Consider the following 16351-nt stretch of genomic DNA (forward strand, 5'->3'; position numbering starts at 1 on the left):
TACAGCATCAGCACGTTTTTCTTCTTGAACGAAACAAAAGACCGAGTGTTCATCTTTTCGGGTGCTGGGGTGAGGAAAAAGATGAATATCGACCAATTATCCATGCTCACGCGCAAAAAGGGACCGCCTCGCAATGAGACAGCCCCCTTTTTTCAAAAGTGCTCAATTCCTAAACGGGATTCATCGCACTCTCTCTAAACGTGTTCGAAAAATCAGCTCCCGCTAACGTTTCACACCCCGCTTAGTGAACAAAAGAGGTTCACTAAGCGGGGTGCTCCAACGTACGGGGAGCTAAACGATTTTTCTCACACTCTTAGTACATGTTCAAGTATTGTTCTCTTTCCCACTCTGTTACTTGTTGGATGTAAGACATTACTTCGATTTCTTTTGATTCGATGAAGTTGTTGCTGATGTGGTCGCCTAATGCGTCAACCAACAATTGGTCTTTAGAGAACTCTCCAAGAGCTTCATGCAACGATGTAGGCAAATCCAAAATTCCGTTTTCGTAACGGTCTTCAGCTGACATTTGGTAGATGTTGCGGTTGATTGGAGCTGGAGCTTCCAATTTGTTCTTCACGCCATCCAGACCTGCAGCCAATAACGCAGCCAATGCCAAGTATGGGTTAGCAGCCGGGTCAACGCTACGCAATTCAACACGAGTGGACATGCCGCGTGATTCTGGGATACGGATCAGCGGTGAACGGTTTTTTCCGCTCCATGCGATGTACACTGGTGCTTCGTAGCCAGGCACCAAACGTTTGTATGAGTTAACGATCGGATTGCAGACAGCTGTGTATCCGCGCGCATGTTTGATCAGACCAGCGATGAATTGATAAGCTGTTTCGCTTAATTGACGTTCATCTTCTTTGTCGTAGAAAGCATTGCCGTTTTCGTTGAACAATGACATGTTGAAGTGCATACCGGAACCATTGATGCCGAATACTGGTTTAGGCATGAATGTTGCATGCAAGCCATGTTTGCGGGCTACAGTCTTAACAATCAATTTGAACGTTTGGATGTTGTCGCAAGCTTCAACAGCGTTTGCGTACTTCCAGTCGATTTCGTGTTGTCCTGGTGCAACTTCGTGATGGCTTGCTTCAATTTCAAAGCCCAAAGCTTCCAATTCCAATACGATATCACGACGGCAGTTTTCGCCTAAGTCAGTAGGAGCCAAGTCGAAGTATCCGCCTTGATCGTTCAATTTCAATGTAGGTTGACCTTTTTCATCCAATTTGAATAGGAAAAATTCAGGTTCAGGTCCTAAGTTGAACTCAGTGAAGCCCAAGTCTTCCATTTCTTTAAGTGCGCGTTTCAAGTTGTTACGTGGATCTCCTGCAAATGGTGTGCCATCAGGCATGTAGATATCACAAATCAAACGAGCTACTTTGCCTTGTTCAGTGCCCCATGGGAATACTAACCATGTATCAAAATCTGGGTACAAGTACATATCGCTCTCTTCGATACGCACGAAACCTTCGATGGAAGAACCGTCGAACATCATTTTGTTGTCTAATACTTTTTCTAACTGGCTGATAGGAACTTCCACGTTTTTGATTGTTCCTAAGATGTCAGTGAACATTAAGCGTAGGTAACGGACGTTATCCTTCTTTGCTGATGCGATGATTTGTTCTCTAGTAAATTTTGGCATTTGTATTCCCTCTCCTTGACTATGCTTTGTTTGTTTTTTTTTTTATAATCTTCCCCAAGGTTTGCTTGAATCCCCAGGGTTAAATCCACTTGCGTTGAGTATTTCTTTGTAGAGGATGCGACGGACATCTTCGTCTGTCAAATTTTTGTGCTTGTTCTCAAGCTCCTCTTCTTGCTGCTTCTTCAGTCTTTCGGTACTGTACATCCGTTTGATTGCAGTGATGTTCAACCCTTCAGCCAAATAGTCTTTGACTTCCAGCAAACGATCGACGTCGTTTAATGAAAACATCCGGCGATTGGTGTCTGTCCGCTTAGGATGAACGAGGTCTTGCTCTTCGTAATAGCGGATCTGTCTTGCTGTCAGATCCGTCAGCTGCATGACCGTTCCGATGGTAAAAACAGCCATCGAACGTCGTAGCTCTTTTTCTTTCATACCAACCCCTCCATCGAAGCTTCTGAGTTGAGTGAACCACAGATGTATACTTTTTCTTCAGGAGTTAGCACCTGTTGAGAAAAAGGTAATTCTTTTCAGCAATTAATCGTATTTGCTAACAATTAATTGAGTGATTTAATACAACAAGAATACTCCAAATTCTCATACAAGTCAACGCTACCTTAACATCATTTGTCACATTTTCTAACATGTCTATAAACCCTTGTCAGAATAACATTTGAAAGGCATTTCATCTCACCTTGATAGGCCAATTTCCTCGCATGATAATAAAAAAAGAGGCCATTAATGAAAAAAATATTAAAAAAAAATGTGAGTCGTGCAGCGAATGAAGATGGAGGCTTGCAGTTCTTAGCGGTGCCTCAGCTCACGTGAAAAGCCCGGCCATCTCCAATACCGCCGCAACGTCCAACAACCACTCTTCTTTCCCTTTCGGGGCCGTGAACTGCACCCCCAAAGGCAATCCGGTAGCCGTTCGGTAAACCGGCAGGCTGATGGCAGGCAGCCCTGTCAAATTCGCTTGCTGCGTAAACGGGGTCACGCCCAGACTCTCTTCAAACATGGTCCAAACTATCTCTTTCCTGTCCGCTGCCGACAGAAGATCCGACCTGCGCATCCGCTCCTTCAATTCTTCGCTTTGGAAAGAATGATCGATCAAAGGAGCGCTCGCTGCCGTAGTCGGCTGCAACAACAGATCATAGTTTTCGTGGAACTGATCCATCGTGGCCGCAGCTTGGTCCCAAAGGCCCAACGCCAAGGAGTAGTCGCCTCCGGAGATTGTCTGGCCGTACTGATAGAGGGACCAAGAAACCAATTCCATGTCATCGGCCGTTAATGGGCGCCCCAGTTTCGCGGAAAAGCCTCTCAACATGGCCTCCGTTTCGGCTCCATTCATTGCATAGTAGGCCTCCATCAAACGGATGCCGTCAATGTCGGGCGTTTTTTCTTCCACCTCGTAGCCCAACTCTTTCAGCGCTGCCACTGTTTGGAGTACAGCCCGCTTTGCGTCCGCGCTGACTACAGATTTCACCGGCGATTCCAATGAATAGGCGACCCTGAACTTGCGCCACTTTCCGGATTGATGTTCCTGGAAATGGCTCCCAGGAAATAAGGGCGTCTGGAACGGCGCTGCCGCCTGGACAGTCTGTAAAGCATCCAGCATCATCGCTGTATCCCTTACAGACTTCGTCAAGGCAAAGCTGATTGATGCGCCTTGCCAGCCGCGGTAAGATCCCGGGCCTACAGGTGTTCTTCCTCTTGTTGGTTTCAATCCCACCAAGCCTGTGAAAGAGGCCGGTATCCGGATCGAGCCGCCCCCATCACTGGCGGTGGCGATGGCCACCATATCCGCCGCGACAGCCGCTGCCGCACCGCCGCTGGAACCTCCCGGAGAATGGTCCCGATTGAAGGGATTTCTGGCCGGACCATGGATGACGGCATCCGTGATGTTCTTGAACCCAAATTCGGGTGTACTCGTCTGGCCGATGACGATGAAGCCGGCCTTCTCGATTGCTTCAACAAAATGACTGGTGCGGGGAGCGACATAATCCTTCAGCAACCGCGAACCTGATGTCGACGGCTCCCCAGCAAGGTCCTGACCCAGATCCTTAATCAGTATCGGCACGCCGCCGAATAAGGTGTTCCCGAAATCCCGTGTCCTGGCTTCATGCAGCGCTTTTTCCATCCGTGTATGCACGACGGCATTGCAGAGGGGATTTTTTCCCTCTATCTTTTTGAAGGCATCCACAATCAATTCTTCGGGGGATACCTTCTTCGTTTTTAAAAGTCCGGTGTAGTACAGGGCGTCTTTCTGGCGATCCATAGAAAGCCTCCTTCTCTGTTTCATATTTTCTTCCATTGTAGGTTGCTCGCCAAAAAAAGGCAACGGTTTGCCGCTTGCTTTGCCTTCCCATTCCTGATACCTTGACTATTCGCCAAGCTGCCGACAGTATTTTCCAATCGTTTTTAATGACAACCAAACTGAAATATAGTAGAATCCTTCTATTGTACCAATTTTGGGAAGTGTACAAAAACAGACGGATTAATTAGATGATAATTCATAGGAAATGGAGCAGGACACGATGAACGAAAGATATAAGGACTTACAATTGGCGGAACAGGGTGCACGGCTCAGCATGGTTGCCTATGTCACTCTCTCTTTCGCAAAACTCTTCATCGGGAATGCCTTCGGATCGGCCTCTCTAAGTGCCGATGGGCTGAACAATTTCACCGATGTCATCTCCACGATCGCTGTCATAATCGGCTTGCGGATCGCCCGCCGACCGGCTGATGAGGATCACCCTTATGGCCATTGGAAAGCTGAGACGATAGCGAGCCTATCCACTTCCTTCATCATGCTGTTGGTCGGCCTGCAGGTGCTGTTCTCAAGTTTTTCGAAACTGACCGGCGGAGAGTTCACCACACCTGATGTCATATCCGGCGTTACCGCCTTGATTGCAGGGTTTATCATGATAGGGGTCTACATATTCAACAACCGCCTTGCAAACCGCATCAACAGCATTGGATTGGCCGCTTCCGCAAAAGACAACCTGAGCGATGCACTGACCAGTTTTGCGGCTGCGATCGCCATTTTTGGCTCCATCTTCGGGCTGTATTGGTTGGACGGCGTCATGGCTGTCATCGTAGGCATCGTCATCATCAAGACTGCGATCGATATCTTCCGAGAGAGTGCCTTCTCCCTGTCCGACGGTTTCGAAACGAATTATTTGGCGGAATACCGACAGGCCATCCTCGAAATTCCTGATGTCCAACAGGTGACGACCATCGCCGCACGCAGCTATGGAGCAAATGTCTATGTTGATGTGACCATTCTGCTGGATGCGGAGCTGACAGTGCTGCGCAGCCATGAAATCACGGAAGAAGTCGAGGAGCGCTTGCGCACGGCATTCAATGTTTTCGAAACAGATGTCCACGTAGAACCCCTAACGCATTGATGTTACAAGTTTTATAGGCCTGACGTCATTTTGATGGTATAATAGCAGACGGATTTATACAGATTATTTTGGCGGACGCAGCTGTCATCAAGATCTGTCCGTCTTTTTTTTTGGGAAAAAATACATCTATTGGGAGGATTTATGAAAGAAGAGAAACATTACGGCTTATTCACTGCAGTATCCATGATCGTCGGCATCTGCGTCGGATCAGGGATCTTTTTCAAAGCCGATGACATTTTGGGAGCGACCGGAGGAAACGTAGCACTAGGGATTTTGGTTTTCTGTATCGGCGCATTCAGCATCATTTTCGGAAGCATCACATTGACGCAGCTGGCTAACCGGACCGAAAAAACCGGCGGCGTCGTCGCTTATTTCGAGGAGTTCATCTCCGATAAAGCAGCGAGCGCATTCGGCTGGTTCCAATTGTTCGTTTACCTGCCGACGATCATCGTCGTAGTGAGCTGGGTATCCGGCATTTACACCTGCATGTTATTGGGCTTGCCGAACACATTGGAAACACAAACACTGATTGGGACGGGCTACATGGCCTTCTTCTTCTTATTGAATTATTTTTCGCTCAGACTGGGCGGCTATTTCCAAAATCTCGCCACCATCATGAAACTGATTCCGCTGATTGCCGTCGCTATTGTCGGCATTTTCTGGAAAGAACCGGCTCCGATCGTTCCTCCTGAATTGGCTGTTCCGGTCACAAATGTCGGCTGGGGCTGGTTGGCTGCACTGGCGCCAATGGCCTTTTCCTACGATGGTTGGACAATCGCGACAAACATCACGCATGAAGTAAAGAACCCCAAACGGACAATGCCTTTAGCGTTGACCATCGGACCATTGGTAGTGCTGGCCATCTATTTGACCTATTTCAGCGGCTTGGTCTCCATCGCCGGCCCAGAGTACATCTTGGCGGTGGGCGATGAGGCCACCACAACAATCGGCATTTCCTTGCTGGGCGAACGCGGCGGCAGCATCATTCTTTCCTTTGTATTAATCGCTATCTTGGGCGTAACGAATGGTGTAATCATGGGTATCCTGCGTTTGCCGCAAGCATTGGCAGAAAAAAACATGCTGCCGAACAGCTCTAAGGTAAAACGGATCGATCCAAAGAGCCAACTGTCCCCGGCAGCCGCACAAATTGCCTTTGTGGTATCCCTTTTGTGGATGTTATTGCACTATTTAAGCCAAAAATCTGGGATTCTGGGTGGCGGAGATGTCAGCGAAATCGCGATTGTCTTCAGTTATATGACTTATGTCATCCTTTACCTGAAAGTCATCAACATGAAAAAAGAAGGTGTCATCACCAGTTCTTTCTTCGGTTCGATCACCCCGGTATTCGCGATCATGGGCTCTGCCATCATTCTGATCGGCGGCATCGTGTCCAATCCGACTTATGTACCGATTTTCATCCTGTTCTGCTTCGTGGTTTGCTTCATCGGCTATAAATATTACGAGAAAAAAGTAACAGCTTAATGAAAATACCCCGGTTTATCAGAATTTCCTTCTGATAAACCGGGGTATTTTTCCTATCTATGCAAATCTCTATTCGCTCTGCTGTGCCGTCTCCGAAACAACCGTCGAACGTTTAAATACGAAAACAAAAACGATCCATGCAGCAAACGTCGAGCCGGCTGCAAACAAGGTCGGAAGATTGATATTGATGGTGGTTAAAAAGGCCGCCAAAATGGGAGGCAGCGCCTGCGCCAGACTGACGATGGACTGATTGATGCCGAGAATTTCGCCTTGCGATGAACGGTCAGACATACTGGATACAATCGCCGTGCTGTTCGGTTGCGTCAATCCCTGGAAAACCGCAATGAAGGGAATTATTGCGTAAATCCAGCCGGCTTGATCAGGGAGCAGCAGGAAGGGGAAGGTCGCCGCCAGCAGGATACTTGAAACCGACAGGATTTTTATCGGTGAAAATCTTTTTGACAACGGCCGTAAAAAAGCACCCTGTGCCACTGCAATCCAAATGCCCATATAAGCGAATAAATCGCCGATTTGAGATTGATTGAACTGGAATTTTCCTACCAGAAAGACTTGGAAAAACTGAGTGAAGAAATTGAAGCCAACACTCAACAAAAATATGACTGCGAATATGGTTCGCATTTTTTTGATTTCAAAAGCTTTGCGGATATTCTTGACTCCTGCCAGCGGATCAATGCGCCCGGTCTTTTTATTTTTCAGTGTCTCTGGGAACCGTTTAAGGACCATCAGGATATTGAGTACGGTCAGCAATGCGGCAAACCAAAACGGTGTTGCAAAGTCGAACCAACTTAAAATGGATGGGTCAGATAATTTCCCGCCTAGGTAGGGTCCGATGACAAAGCCCAAGCCAAATGCCATACCGATCAGGCCAAAATTTTTGGCTCTGTTGGAATCATCGCTGATGTCTGCAATGGCAGACTGAGCAATCGAAATATTCCCGCCCGTGAAGCCATCGATTGCGCGGCCGATGAACAGCAGCCAGATGTTTTGCGTCAGAATCCCGATTGCAATCAACAGATAGCCCCCTAACGTCCCTAACAAGGAAGCGAGGAGAATCTTTCTGCGCCCCATACGGTCAGCGAAAGCACCCAGCATGGGTGCTCCAAAAAACTGCATGAGCGGATAAGAAGCAATCAGGAAGCCGTAGATGATGGTGCGCAGCGAGAAGTCATAATCCATCGGCAGCAAGCCCGCCATAGGGTTGAGAATGAGCGCCGGCAAAATCGGGATGATGATGCCCAGGCCTAAAAGATCAATAAAAACAGTAAAAAATATGGGCAGAATGGGGTTCGCTTTATCATTTTTCATAAAATCAGCTCCTGACACGAATGCGTGTATCAGTACACAGTGGTGTGTACTTTATTTTTGTTATTTTTTATTGTAAACTAAATAGAAATAAAAGCAAGTATAACGAAAGGTGATTGTGATGGAAAATCCTACAAAATCACGGACAATGAAAAAACGCGATAAGACCCACCATGATATCCTCACTGTTGCGGCTGAACTCATCAGTGCAAAAGGATCGCTTAGCGTCAGTCTGGAGGAAATCTCATCGCAGGCGGATGTTGCTCGAAAAACGATATACAATCATTTTGAAAATAAAGAAGCGCTCATTAACGAATTGTTCACACCCCTCTGCAACCATGCACGGGCCTACCTTAACCGCTTTGATCAGGAACAAGCGCTCACTCTCGATCACATATGGGACTATTGCCTAGAACTGTGGGAACAAGAGGATTATCACGCCATGGTACTCTATCAAGTGAGTCCGGAAGACTACCCAAATCTCTCCGTAATCAAGGATAGCTTCATTTTTATGTTCAAAAAATTGATGGAACGCATTCCGGAATGCAGCAGCCGATCAGATGAGGAACTCACGCAAGTGGCAAACTGCATCTACCTGACCTATTTGCCACTCCTTCAGGTTCTCGAAGAGCGGAAGAACTACCAAAAAGCGTTCCGGTTGGCAATGACAGGATTGACCCGCGGACTTTTATTGACCGACTAAAGATTCTGTTGGTAATCATTTCGAGAACAAAGAGAGAGTGAGACAAAAAGTGATTTGGGTCTGCTCTTTGGAACATTTTTATGATTAAATGTCAGGAAATAAAAGAGAGGCTTGGACTTTTGTCCCTGCCTCTCTTCGCATTATAATTAGTTTTTGAATGAATGGATTGGTGCCGGGCTGCGTCCGCCGCGGTTGATGAAGTCAGCAGAGCTTTCTTTGTGGACCGGCATTACAGGAGCGCGTCCCAGTAATCCCCCAAATTCAACGAAGTCGCCTACTTCACAGCCGATTGCCGGAATCACGCGGACAGCTGTCGTTTTGTTGTTTTGGACCCCGATAGCCGCTTCATCCGCGATCATCGCTGCAATCGTCGTCGCCGGCGTATTGCCAGGGATGGCGATCATATCCAAACCAACAGAACAGATGGCAGTCATCGCCAGCAACATGTCCAAACTGATTTGGTTTGCTGCCGCAGCATCAATCATGCGGTGGTCTTCCGATACGGGAATGAACGATCCCGAAAGTCCGCCGACATGGCTGCATGCCATTACCCCACCCTTTTTGACTGCATCATTCAATACAGCTAGAGCAGCGACTGTTCCGTGCGTACCGACTACACCCAAGCCAAATTCTTCAAGGATTTCACCGACCGAGTCGCCGACTGCAGGTGTCGGAGCCAAAGCCAAATCGACGATGCCGAATGGCACGTCCAATTTTTGCGATGCGATGTTTCCGACCAGTTGCCCCATACGGGTGATCTGGAAAGCCGCTTTTTTGATTGTGTCGGCAACGATATCCATTGGTTCGCCTTTGACTTTTTCCAATGCGCGCTTCACAACACCCGGTCCGGAAATGCCGACGTGGATTTCGCAATCCGCTTCCTCAACGCCATGATAAGCTCCCGCCATGAATGGATTGTCGCCTACTGAGTTTGCGAAAACAACCAATTTTGCGCAGCCGAAGCCGTTTCTGTCGGCCGTTTTTTCGGCTGTGGCAAGGACAATTTCGCCCATCAATTTCACAGCGTCCATGTTGATGCCGGCTTTAGTGGAGCCGATGTTCACGCTGCTGCAGACCTTATCCGTCACTGCCAAAGCTTCCGGAATCGAATCGATCAGGATTTTGTCGCCTTTGTTGTAGCCTTTTTCAACCAATGCAGAGAATCCGCCGATGAAGTCGACACCGACTTCCTTCGCCGCAGCATCCAAGGTTTTTGCGTACGCGACATAATCCGTGTCATCGCTTGCGCCGGCGATCAAGGCGATCGGCGTCACTGAAATCCGTTTGTTCGTGATCGGAACGCCGTACGTATCTTCGATTTCCTGCGCTACGCTGACCAGGTTCTTCGCTTTTGTGGTGATTTTTTTGTATATTCTTTCACGAGCTTTTTCGCCATCGCTGTCGATACAGTCCAATAAAGAAATCCCCATGGTGATGGTGCGGATATCCAGATTGTCCTCTTCGAACATTCGGATGGTGTCTAAGATATTGTCAGTTCTTAACATTCAAATGTCCCCCTAGATCCGATGCATTGCATGGAATGTGTCTTCTGCCTGTAAACGGATGACCAAGCCTTGTTCTTCTTCAACTTTTTTCATCGCTGTTTTTACTTCTTTGACTGAATTATTTGCTTCATTCAATTCGACCATCAAAATCATGGTGAAGTATTCATCCATGATGGTCTGTGAGATATCCAAGATATTTACGCCCAGACGCGCCAATTCCACTGATACGCTCGCTACGATTCCGGTATGGTCTTTACCTGTTACGGTCATGATTGCTCTCATCTTTTTTCGCCCCTAATTCTCTAGTCTTTTTTCGTGTCAATTATACCATCTTTTTTGAATATGAAAATCATATTAGAAATTTATGTTTCCTATTCTATCATATTATAAAAGAATGACTACTATTTTTTGTGGAAAAACGGAAAGCGTAACCGTTATATTTTGATAAATCAGTTGTTTTTTCTAATAAAAACGAAAATTAATGCCGTTAATGCTATAAATCTATCGTTTTTTGAAAATAATTGAACACTGGATGTATGCAATTTTTCAATCAAACATTAAGGGGGTTCTCATATGCAACTGATTCATTTTTTAGAAGATGGAAATAGCCGTATCGGCGTTAAAACACAACGTGGTATGCTGCACTTGGAAAAGGCAGCAAAAACCTTATCCCTGCCTTTCCCTGCCACCATCGATGATGTTTTGAAGGACAAAGTAAAGGCAGCGCAACTGGCTGCAATACTGGCAAAGTCCGATGAACTGACGGACGCAGCACTTTACGTTTCTGAAGATACACTTACCTTCCTGCCCATATTGTCCTATCCCGGAAAAATTATTTGTATCGGCAAGAATTACAGAGCCCATGTAGCCGAAATAAATTCGGAAATACCCAAAGAACCGTTTGTTTTCAGCAAATTCAGGAATGCGTTGGCCGCGCACAATGAACCTATCCCAATCCCAGCCAATGCATCACATGTCGATTACGAAGCGGAGCTTGTTGTCGTAATCGGTGGCACCATTTCTCACGTGAAACCCGAAGATGCCCTGAATTATGTGGCAGGCTATACGATCGGAAATGACGTCTCCGCACGCGATTGGCAACACCTTTCCAGCCAATGGCTACTGGGGAAAACCGCGGACAAATTTGCGCCGATCGGTCCCATCTTCACAACGGCCGGTGATATCATCTTCACCGGCACACCGGATGGCGTCATCCTGGGCTATCCAAAAGAAGAAAAGGTTTGGTTGAAAGCCGGCGATTCGACGGAAGTGACGATCGAAGGCTTGGGTACATTGGTCAACACGTTTAAATAAACTATCATTTCAAAAAAACATCCTATCTCTGTCCTTTAACTTCTTTCGGTTCACGATAGAGGAAGCTATTCAGGAGTGTGGCTATTTTATGTATGCGCTTATATTTGCCAATGCGTCAATCATTAAGTATGATTAAACTAACAAATCACTAGGAGGATAACTATGCGTATTGAATCGGAATTTAGCCATGTCAAAAGCGAGGTCATCATCCGCTTTGATAATCAAGCAACTAGCAAATCAGCTTTTTTCCAGGAAGCGGCTGTTGCTCTAAGTGGCCTGTTGCATATCTCCGCCCCAACCATCGTGTTGGCTCTGGAGGAACGCGAGCGCTTGAGCACGACCGGCTTTGGGGACCGGATGGCCATCCCCCACGGGAAAGTGGCCGGCCTCGACATACCCCATGTAATCTTCATGCGTCTGGAACAGCCGGTGGAGTGGGAAGCACTGGATGACCAACCGGTTAACGAATGCTTCTTCCTTATGATCCCCGCTGCCGATACCACAAATGTTCACCTTAAGTTGCTCTCCAAATTAGCCTATCATCTCGCCGATGAAGTGTACCAACAGAAAATCCATGAGACGCGCGATGCCGAGGAAATGATGCAGGTGATTGAAGAAATGATGCAGCGGTCCATTCACTAACTTTATTAAGAAAGGAGAATCTAAATGAAAATCATTGCCGTAACTGCATGTGCCGCGGGAGTTGCCCATACTTTCATGGCCAAGAAAAAGCTGGAGGATGCCGCCAAGAAGCTCGGACATGAGATCAAAGTCGAAACACAAGGGGCAGGAGGAATCGAGGACGAGCTGACACCCAGAGACATTTCTGATGCCGATATCTTGATCCTCGCTATCGATATTGAAATTTCGAAACGCGACCGCTTCAAGGATATGAAGAAGGTAGAAGTACCCATCATTACCGTCCTAAAGAGTCCTGAAGCCTTGCTGAAGAAAATTGAAGCGAAACTAAACGAATAGTTTCGGATGGAAGGAGAGTTATTATAATGAAAATCAGACGCGCTTTAATGACCGGAGTTTCCTACATGCTGCCGTTCATTGTTTTTTCAGGGATGACGATTGCTCTGACAGGAATGTATTCGCAATATATCCAAGCAGATAATGCCACTATTCTCGCTTTGAATGGATTCGCTTGGACCATGATGAACCTGATTCCGGCTATATTCGCTGCCTATGTCTCCTATGCCATCGCGGATAAGCCAGGGCTGGCTCCTGGGTTTATTGGTGGATACATTGCTTCGATGCCACCGGTGGAAGGGACCGCCAGCAGCGGCTTCCTCGGTGGGATGATTGCTGGGTTGGTGGCCGGTTATTTGGTCTTGGCCATCAAAAAATTCCGTTGGCCCGATTTTATTGAGCCAATCAAGAAGACCCTCTTCATCCCTGTCATCGCTGGCCTAGCTCTCTACTTCCTGATGGCCTATCCGGTAGCAATGAGCGTCGGAGTATTAAATGAATGGATCATCAAAGGCCTCATCCAACTGTCCCAGATGCCGCAGTATGCCTTCTTGCTGGGAGCTCTCCTGAGCGCGATGTGTGCCTTCGACATGGGGGGCCCCATCGGGAAGATCGCTATCACCTTCGTCTTCGCGGTCTGGAATGAGCCAAGCGGCATTGGATTTATCGCGAATGCAGCTGTGTTCCCGGGCATCATGGTCCCGGCCCTATCGGTCGGAATCGCTGCCCTCATCGCCCGCTCCAAATATACGCTGGCCGAGCAGAAGATGGCGCCTGCCTCTATCCTATCCGGGTTTGTGGGTATTACCGAGACGGCAATCCCATACGCCATTCAGGACCCCTTCCGTATCATCCCGGCCAATATGATTGGAGCCGCCATTGGGGGAGCAATCATGATGGGATTCGGGGTATCCACCTCCGGCGTATCTGGTGTGTTCGGCATGCCGATGGCGAGTAACCTCCCCATTTTCCTGCTGGCAATCCTGGTAGGTGTCGCGGTTTCCGTGACCCTGCAAGTCCTCTTGAAGAAACCGGTGGATATCCACGCCATTCCAGAAGAGACGTATGAAGAATTTGATATTGATATTACCTGATTCTTTGTAAATAAGTAAACAAGAATGGACTATAAAACTATCCTATTTTTTATAAATTAAAATCTGCTTTCACATTTCGACAGGTTGTAAAGGACTCCCAAAGAAAGCACAGATTAAAACAGAATTATATAATCCCGACTTTGACAGTTTACAAAAGAAAAAGCAGCTGTAAACACCGTTATATTACGGTTTTTAGCTGCTTTTTCGCATTTTGAAATTGTTGTACACACACGCTACTTCCCGTATTTCCGAAGGACCTCTAGTGGCACAAATTGATGAAGCCATTTTTTTCCAAGGAGTTCATTAATTGTCAAGAAATCATCGTTACCGAAGACTTCCCAATAACCTTTGTCCAACGGACGGCATTGCGCGCTGAGAAGGGCACCCTGGATTCTTTCAGGGCTAAGTTGCCTATCCAGTTTGTGTTCCAATAGCCGCATGATTGTTAAGGAGATGAAGCAGCTCAGAAAGTGCGCCTCGATATGTGATTGGGTCCAGACATAGATTGGACGCGCGTCAAAGTTAGTTTTCATGACCTTGAAACAATCTTCAATGCGGCTCAACGAACCGTAGCTAGCCATCATTTCTTCATCACTCATTTCCGTCTCGCTGGTGATCAGGACATTGATTCCGTCAAACTGCTCGTCAAACGCAATCTGTTTCTCATCGATGGAGATATGGGGCGTGAGCTTCTTGATTTCCCCGGTTTCTTCGTCGACACTCTCCACATCCAAGTATCGTTTTCCGCCTTTTTTCATGGTCAATCGGAATCTTTTTGTGTTTTTTTCCGAAACAGGAAAATTGTTTCAGAATTCGCATTCAATCTATCGCTTTTTGGGAATAATTGCTACACTGGATATAAGCAAATTTTAATCCAATCTCAAGGGGGGTTTCCAATGCAATTGATTCATTTCTCAGAAGCTGGCCAAAGCCGCATCGGCATCAAGACGGAGCGCGGTTTCCTGAATGTAGCCAAAGCGGCTGCAGCTTTATCTCTGCCTTTTCCTTCCTATATAGACGACGTATTGAAAGATCCGGAACAGGCTGCCCAACTGGATGCCATACTGGCCCAAGCGGACACACTGATAGATCCATCCTACTATGTATCTTTGGACGACGAAATCACGTTCCTGCCCGTTCTCTCCTGTCCCGGAAAAATCCTCTGCATCGGCAAAAATTACGCCGCCCACGTCGCGGAAACAAAAAGCGAGCAACCGAAAAAACCGCTTGTCTTCAGCAAATTCACGAGCGCTTTGGCTGCCCATAAGGAAGCCATCCCGATCCCGGCCGGCACCGACAAAGTCGATTACGAAGTCGAACTGGTGGCGGTCATCGGCAAAAAAGCTTATTGCGTATCCCCGGAAAAAGCGCTTGACCATGTCGCGGGCTACACAATCGGCAACGATGTGACCGCGCGCGACTGGCAAAAAGGCTCTCCGCAGTGGCTGTTGGGCAAATCACCGGATAAATTTGCGCCGCTCGGCCCCGTCTACGTGACTGCCGACGAGCTCGATCCGACAAATCTGGATATTTCCTTGAAGCTGAATGGCGAAGTCCGCCAGAACAGCAACACCAAACACTTGATTTTCGGCATCCCGACAATCGTTTCCTACATCTCCCAACACTTTGCGCTGGAGCCCGGCGACATCATCTTCACCGGTACGCCGGATGGGGTCATCCTCGGTTACCCGGAAGACGAACAAGTTTGGCTGAAGCCAGGCGATGTCATCGAATCCACGATCGCAGGCATCGGGACACTGGTGAATACTTTCCGATAGAAAACACCCAAGAGGCTGTCTCCTAATGAGATGGCCTCTTCTTTGCGCCCGCTGATCGGAGAGTGCGGGTAATCCATCCCCAGCTCCGGTGAAGCCACCTTCATCGGAGGACGTAAACGGAATGCATCCTGAACTCCGGCGAAGCCTCCGTTCGCCGGAGAAGAAGAGTGCGACTTTCGGCATCAGCGTGTGCGCGCACAAAAAGTTACCGGATAACGACAACAAAGGGCCCTCCTCTAAGTGAGTTAGCCCTTTATTTTCCTGAAATGGATCTATTTAAAACATCGGTTCGGTCCCGACTGCCTGCAGTTGGAAATGCATCATCTCCATAGCCTGCAGCAGAGCTTCGGTCGTATCGAGGGATGTCAGGCAAGGCAGGTTATTGTCCGCGGCTTCTCGACGGATGAAGTAGCCATCCGTCTCATCGGTCTTGCCTTCGGTCATCGTGTTGATGACGAACTGGATCTCTCCGTCATGGATGCTTCTCAGGATATTTTCCCGTTTGGCTTCGCCATTTTGGAGGATTGTGACCGGCACTTGGGCCTCCAACAAAGCTTGTCCGGTACCCGTTGTCGCAAGCAACCGGTAGCCGACTGCAACCAAGCGTTTGGCCAGCGGTAACATCTCCTGCTTGTCCTTGTCCGCAATCGTCAACAGAGCCGTGCCGTACTCGGGAATCTCGATATTGGCGGCGCGGAATGCTTTGTACAAGGCTTTGGAAAGGACGACATCCTTGCCGATGATCTCCCCTGTGGACTTCATTTCCGGACCCAGAACGGTGTCGACTTTCTTCAGTTTGTTGAAACTGAAGACCGGCATCTTCACGTATACGCCGGATTTCGACGGAACCAGACCGGTTCGATAGCCTTGATCTTTCAGTTTGATGCCAAGGATGCCTTGCATCGCCAAGTTCGCCATCGGGATGCCGGTCACTTTGCTCAGGAACGGAATCGTCCGGCTCGCACGCGGATTCACTTCGATGATGTAGACGACGCCTTCGCTGATGACGAACTGGATGTTCACCAAACCTATGGTGTTCAACCCTTGCGCCACGCGGATCGTGTAGTCTTCGATCGTCTGGATCAATTCAGGCGAAAGGTTTTGCGGCGGGTAAACAGCGATCGA

General features: G+C 47.9%; 16 protein-coding genes. 8 read left to right on the forward strand and 8 right to left on the reverse strand.

The window, feature by feature from the left end:
• Positions 1 to 313: 313 nt before the first annotated feature.
• From glnA to C8U37_RS09085, 3 genes are all read right to left on the reverse strand, one after another.
• Positions 314 to 1648 carry a type I glutamate--ammonia ligase gene (glnA, locus tag C8U37_RS09075; RefSeq protein WP_108032922.1) on the reverse strand — a complete coding sequence of 445 codons (1335 nt, stop codon included), beginning with the start codon at positions 1646 to 1648 and terminating at the stop codon, positions 314 to 316.
• 42 nt (positions 1649 to 1690) lie between these two features.
• Positions 1691 to 2080 carry a MerR family transcriptional regulator gene (locus tag C8U37_RS09080; protein ID WP_086628750.1) on the reverse strand — a complete coding sequence of 130 codons (390 nt, stop codon included), beginning with the start codon at positions 2078 to 2080 and terminating at the stop codon, positions 1691 to 1693.
• Positions 2081 to 2465: 385 nt separating this feature from the next.
• Positions 2466 to 3920, reverse strand: coding sequence for an amidase (locus tag C8U37_RS09085; RefSeq protein WP_108032923.1), 1455 nt, complete (start codon positions 3918 to 3920; stop codon positions 2466 to 2468).
• Between the two features lie 259 nt (positions 3921 to 4179).
• On the opposite strand from C8U37_RS09085, the gene C8U37_RS09090 reads away from it, so the two are divergent.
• Both C8U37_RS09090 and C8U37_RS09095 read left to right on the forward strand, forming a co-directional pair.
• Positions 4180 to 5052, forward strand: coding sequence for a cation diffusion facilitator family transporter (locus C8U37_RS09090; RefSeq protein WP_108032924.1), 873 nt, complete (start codon positions 4180 to 4182; stop codon positions 5050 to 5052).
• A gap of 141 nt (positions 5053 to 5193) precedes the next feature.
• Positions 5194 to 6534, forward strand: coding sequence for an APC family permease (locus C8U37_RS09095; protein ID WP_108032925.1), 1341 nt, complete (start codon positions 5194 to 5196; stop codon positions 6532 to 6534).
• 69 nt (positions 6535 to 6603) lie between these two features.
• Here the strand turns inward: C8U37_RS09095 and C8U37_RS09100 are convergent, their stop codons facing one another.
• Positions 6604 to 7860, reverse strand: a complete 1257-nt coding sequence (locus C8U37_RS09100; RefSeq protein WP_108032926.1) for an MFS transporter — start codon at positions 7858 to 7860, stop codon at positions 6604 to 6606.
• 118 nt (positions 7861 to 7978) lie between these two features.
• Here C8U37_RS09100 and C8U37_RS09105 point away from each other — a divergent pair, with 118 nt between their 5' ends.
• Positions 7979 to 8560: a TetR/AcrR family transcriptional regulator gene (locus tag C8U37_RS09105; protein ID WP_108032927.1), complete on the forward strand. Its 582-nt coding sequence runs from the start codon at positions 7979 to 7981 to the stop codon at positions 8558 to 8560.
• A 146-nt stretch (positions 8561 to 8706) separates the two neighbouring features.
• On the opposite strand, the gene C8U37_RS09110 is transcribed toward C8U37_RS09105, so the two are convergent.
• Both C8U37_RS09110 and C8U37_RS09115 read right to left on the reverse strand, forming a co-directional pair.
• Positions 8707 to 10065 carry a PFL family protein gene (locus C8U37_RS09110; RefSeq protein WP_108032928.1) on the reverse strand — a complete coding sequence of 453 codons (1359 nt, stop codon included), beginning with the start codon at positions 10063 to 10065 and terminating at the stop codon, positions 8707 to 8709.
• 12 nt (positions 10066 to 10077) lie between these two features.
• On the reverse strand, positions 10078 to 10347 hold the full coding sequence (locus C8U37_RS09115) for an ACT domain-containing protein (RefSeq protein ID WP_108032929.1): 270 nt from the start codon (positions 10345 to 10347) through the stop codon (positions 10078 to 10080).
• Between the two features lie 291 nt (positions 10348 to 10638).
• Between C8U37_RS09115 and C8U37_RS09120 the strand changes: the two genes are divergently transcribed.
• From C8U37_RS09120 to C8U37_RS09135, 4 genes are all read left to right on the forward strand, one after another.
• Positions 10639 to 11379, forward strand: a complete 741-nt coding sequence (locus tag C8U37_RS09120; RefSeq protein ID WP_108032930.1) for a fumarylacetoacetate hydrolase family protein — start codon at positions 10639 to 10641, stop codon at positions 11377 to 11379.
• A 162-nt stretch (positions 11380 to 11541) separates the two neighbouring features.
• Complete coding sequence (locus C8U37_RS09125) at positions 11542 to 12021, forward strand: PTS sugar transporter subunit IIA (RefSeq protein ID WP_108032931.1); 480 nt, start codon at positions 11542 to 11544, stop codon at positions 12019 to 12021.
• A gap of 24 nt (positions 12022 to 12045) precedes the next feature.
• Positions 12046 to 12357, forward strand: coding sequence for a PTS fructose transporter subunit IIB (locus C8U37_RS09130; protein WP_108032932.1), 312 nt, complete (start codon positions 12046 to 12048; stop codon positions 12355 to 12357).
• Between the two features lie 26 nt (positions 12358 to 12383).
• Positions 12384 to 13448 (forward strand): PTS fructose transporter subunit IIC, encoded by a 1065-nt coding sequence (locus C8U37_RS09135; protein WP_108032933.1) that lies wholly within the window; start codon positions 12384 to 12386, stop codon positions 13446 to 13448.
• A 233-nt stretch (positions 13449 to 13681) separates the two neighbouring features.
• On the opposite strand, the gene C8U37_RS09140 is transcribed toward C8U37_RS09135, so the two are convergent.
• Positions 13682 to 14212 carry an IS1634 family transposase gene (locus C8U37_RS09140; protein ID WP_108032934.1) on the reverse strand — a complete coding sequence of 177 codons (531 nt, stop codon included), beginning with the start codon at positions 14210 to 14212 and terminating at the stop codon, positions 13682 to 13684.
• Between the two features lie 132 nt (positions 14213 to 14344).
• On the opposite strand from C8U37_RS09140, the gene C8U37_RS09145 reads away from it, so the two are divergent.
• Entirely contained in the window at positions 14345 to 15226 is an 882-nt protein-coding gene (locus tag C8U37_RS09145) for a fumarylacetoacetate hydrolase family protein (protein WP_108032935.1), read from the forward strand.
• A gap of 276 nt (positions 15227 to 15502) precedes the next feature.
• Here C8U37_RS09145 and C8U37_RS09150 read toward each other — a convergent pair.
• Positions 15503 to 16351 (reverse strand): ATP-binding protein (locus tag C8U37_RS09150; protein WP_342749374.1); only part of this gene is annotated, 849 nt, incomplete at its 5' end.

The sequence above is a fragment of the Trichococcus patagoniensis genome, from assembly GCF_003051085.1.
GTDB lineage: Bacteria > Bacillota > Bacilli > Lactobacillales > Aerococcaceae > Trichococcus > Trichococcus patagoniensis.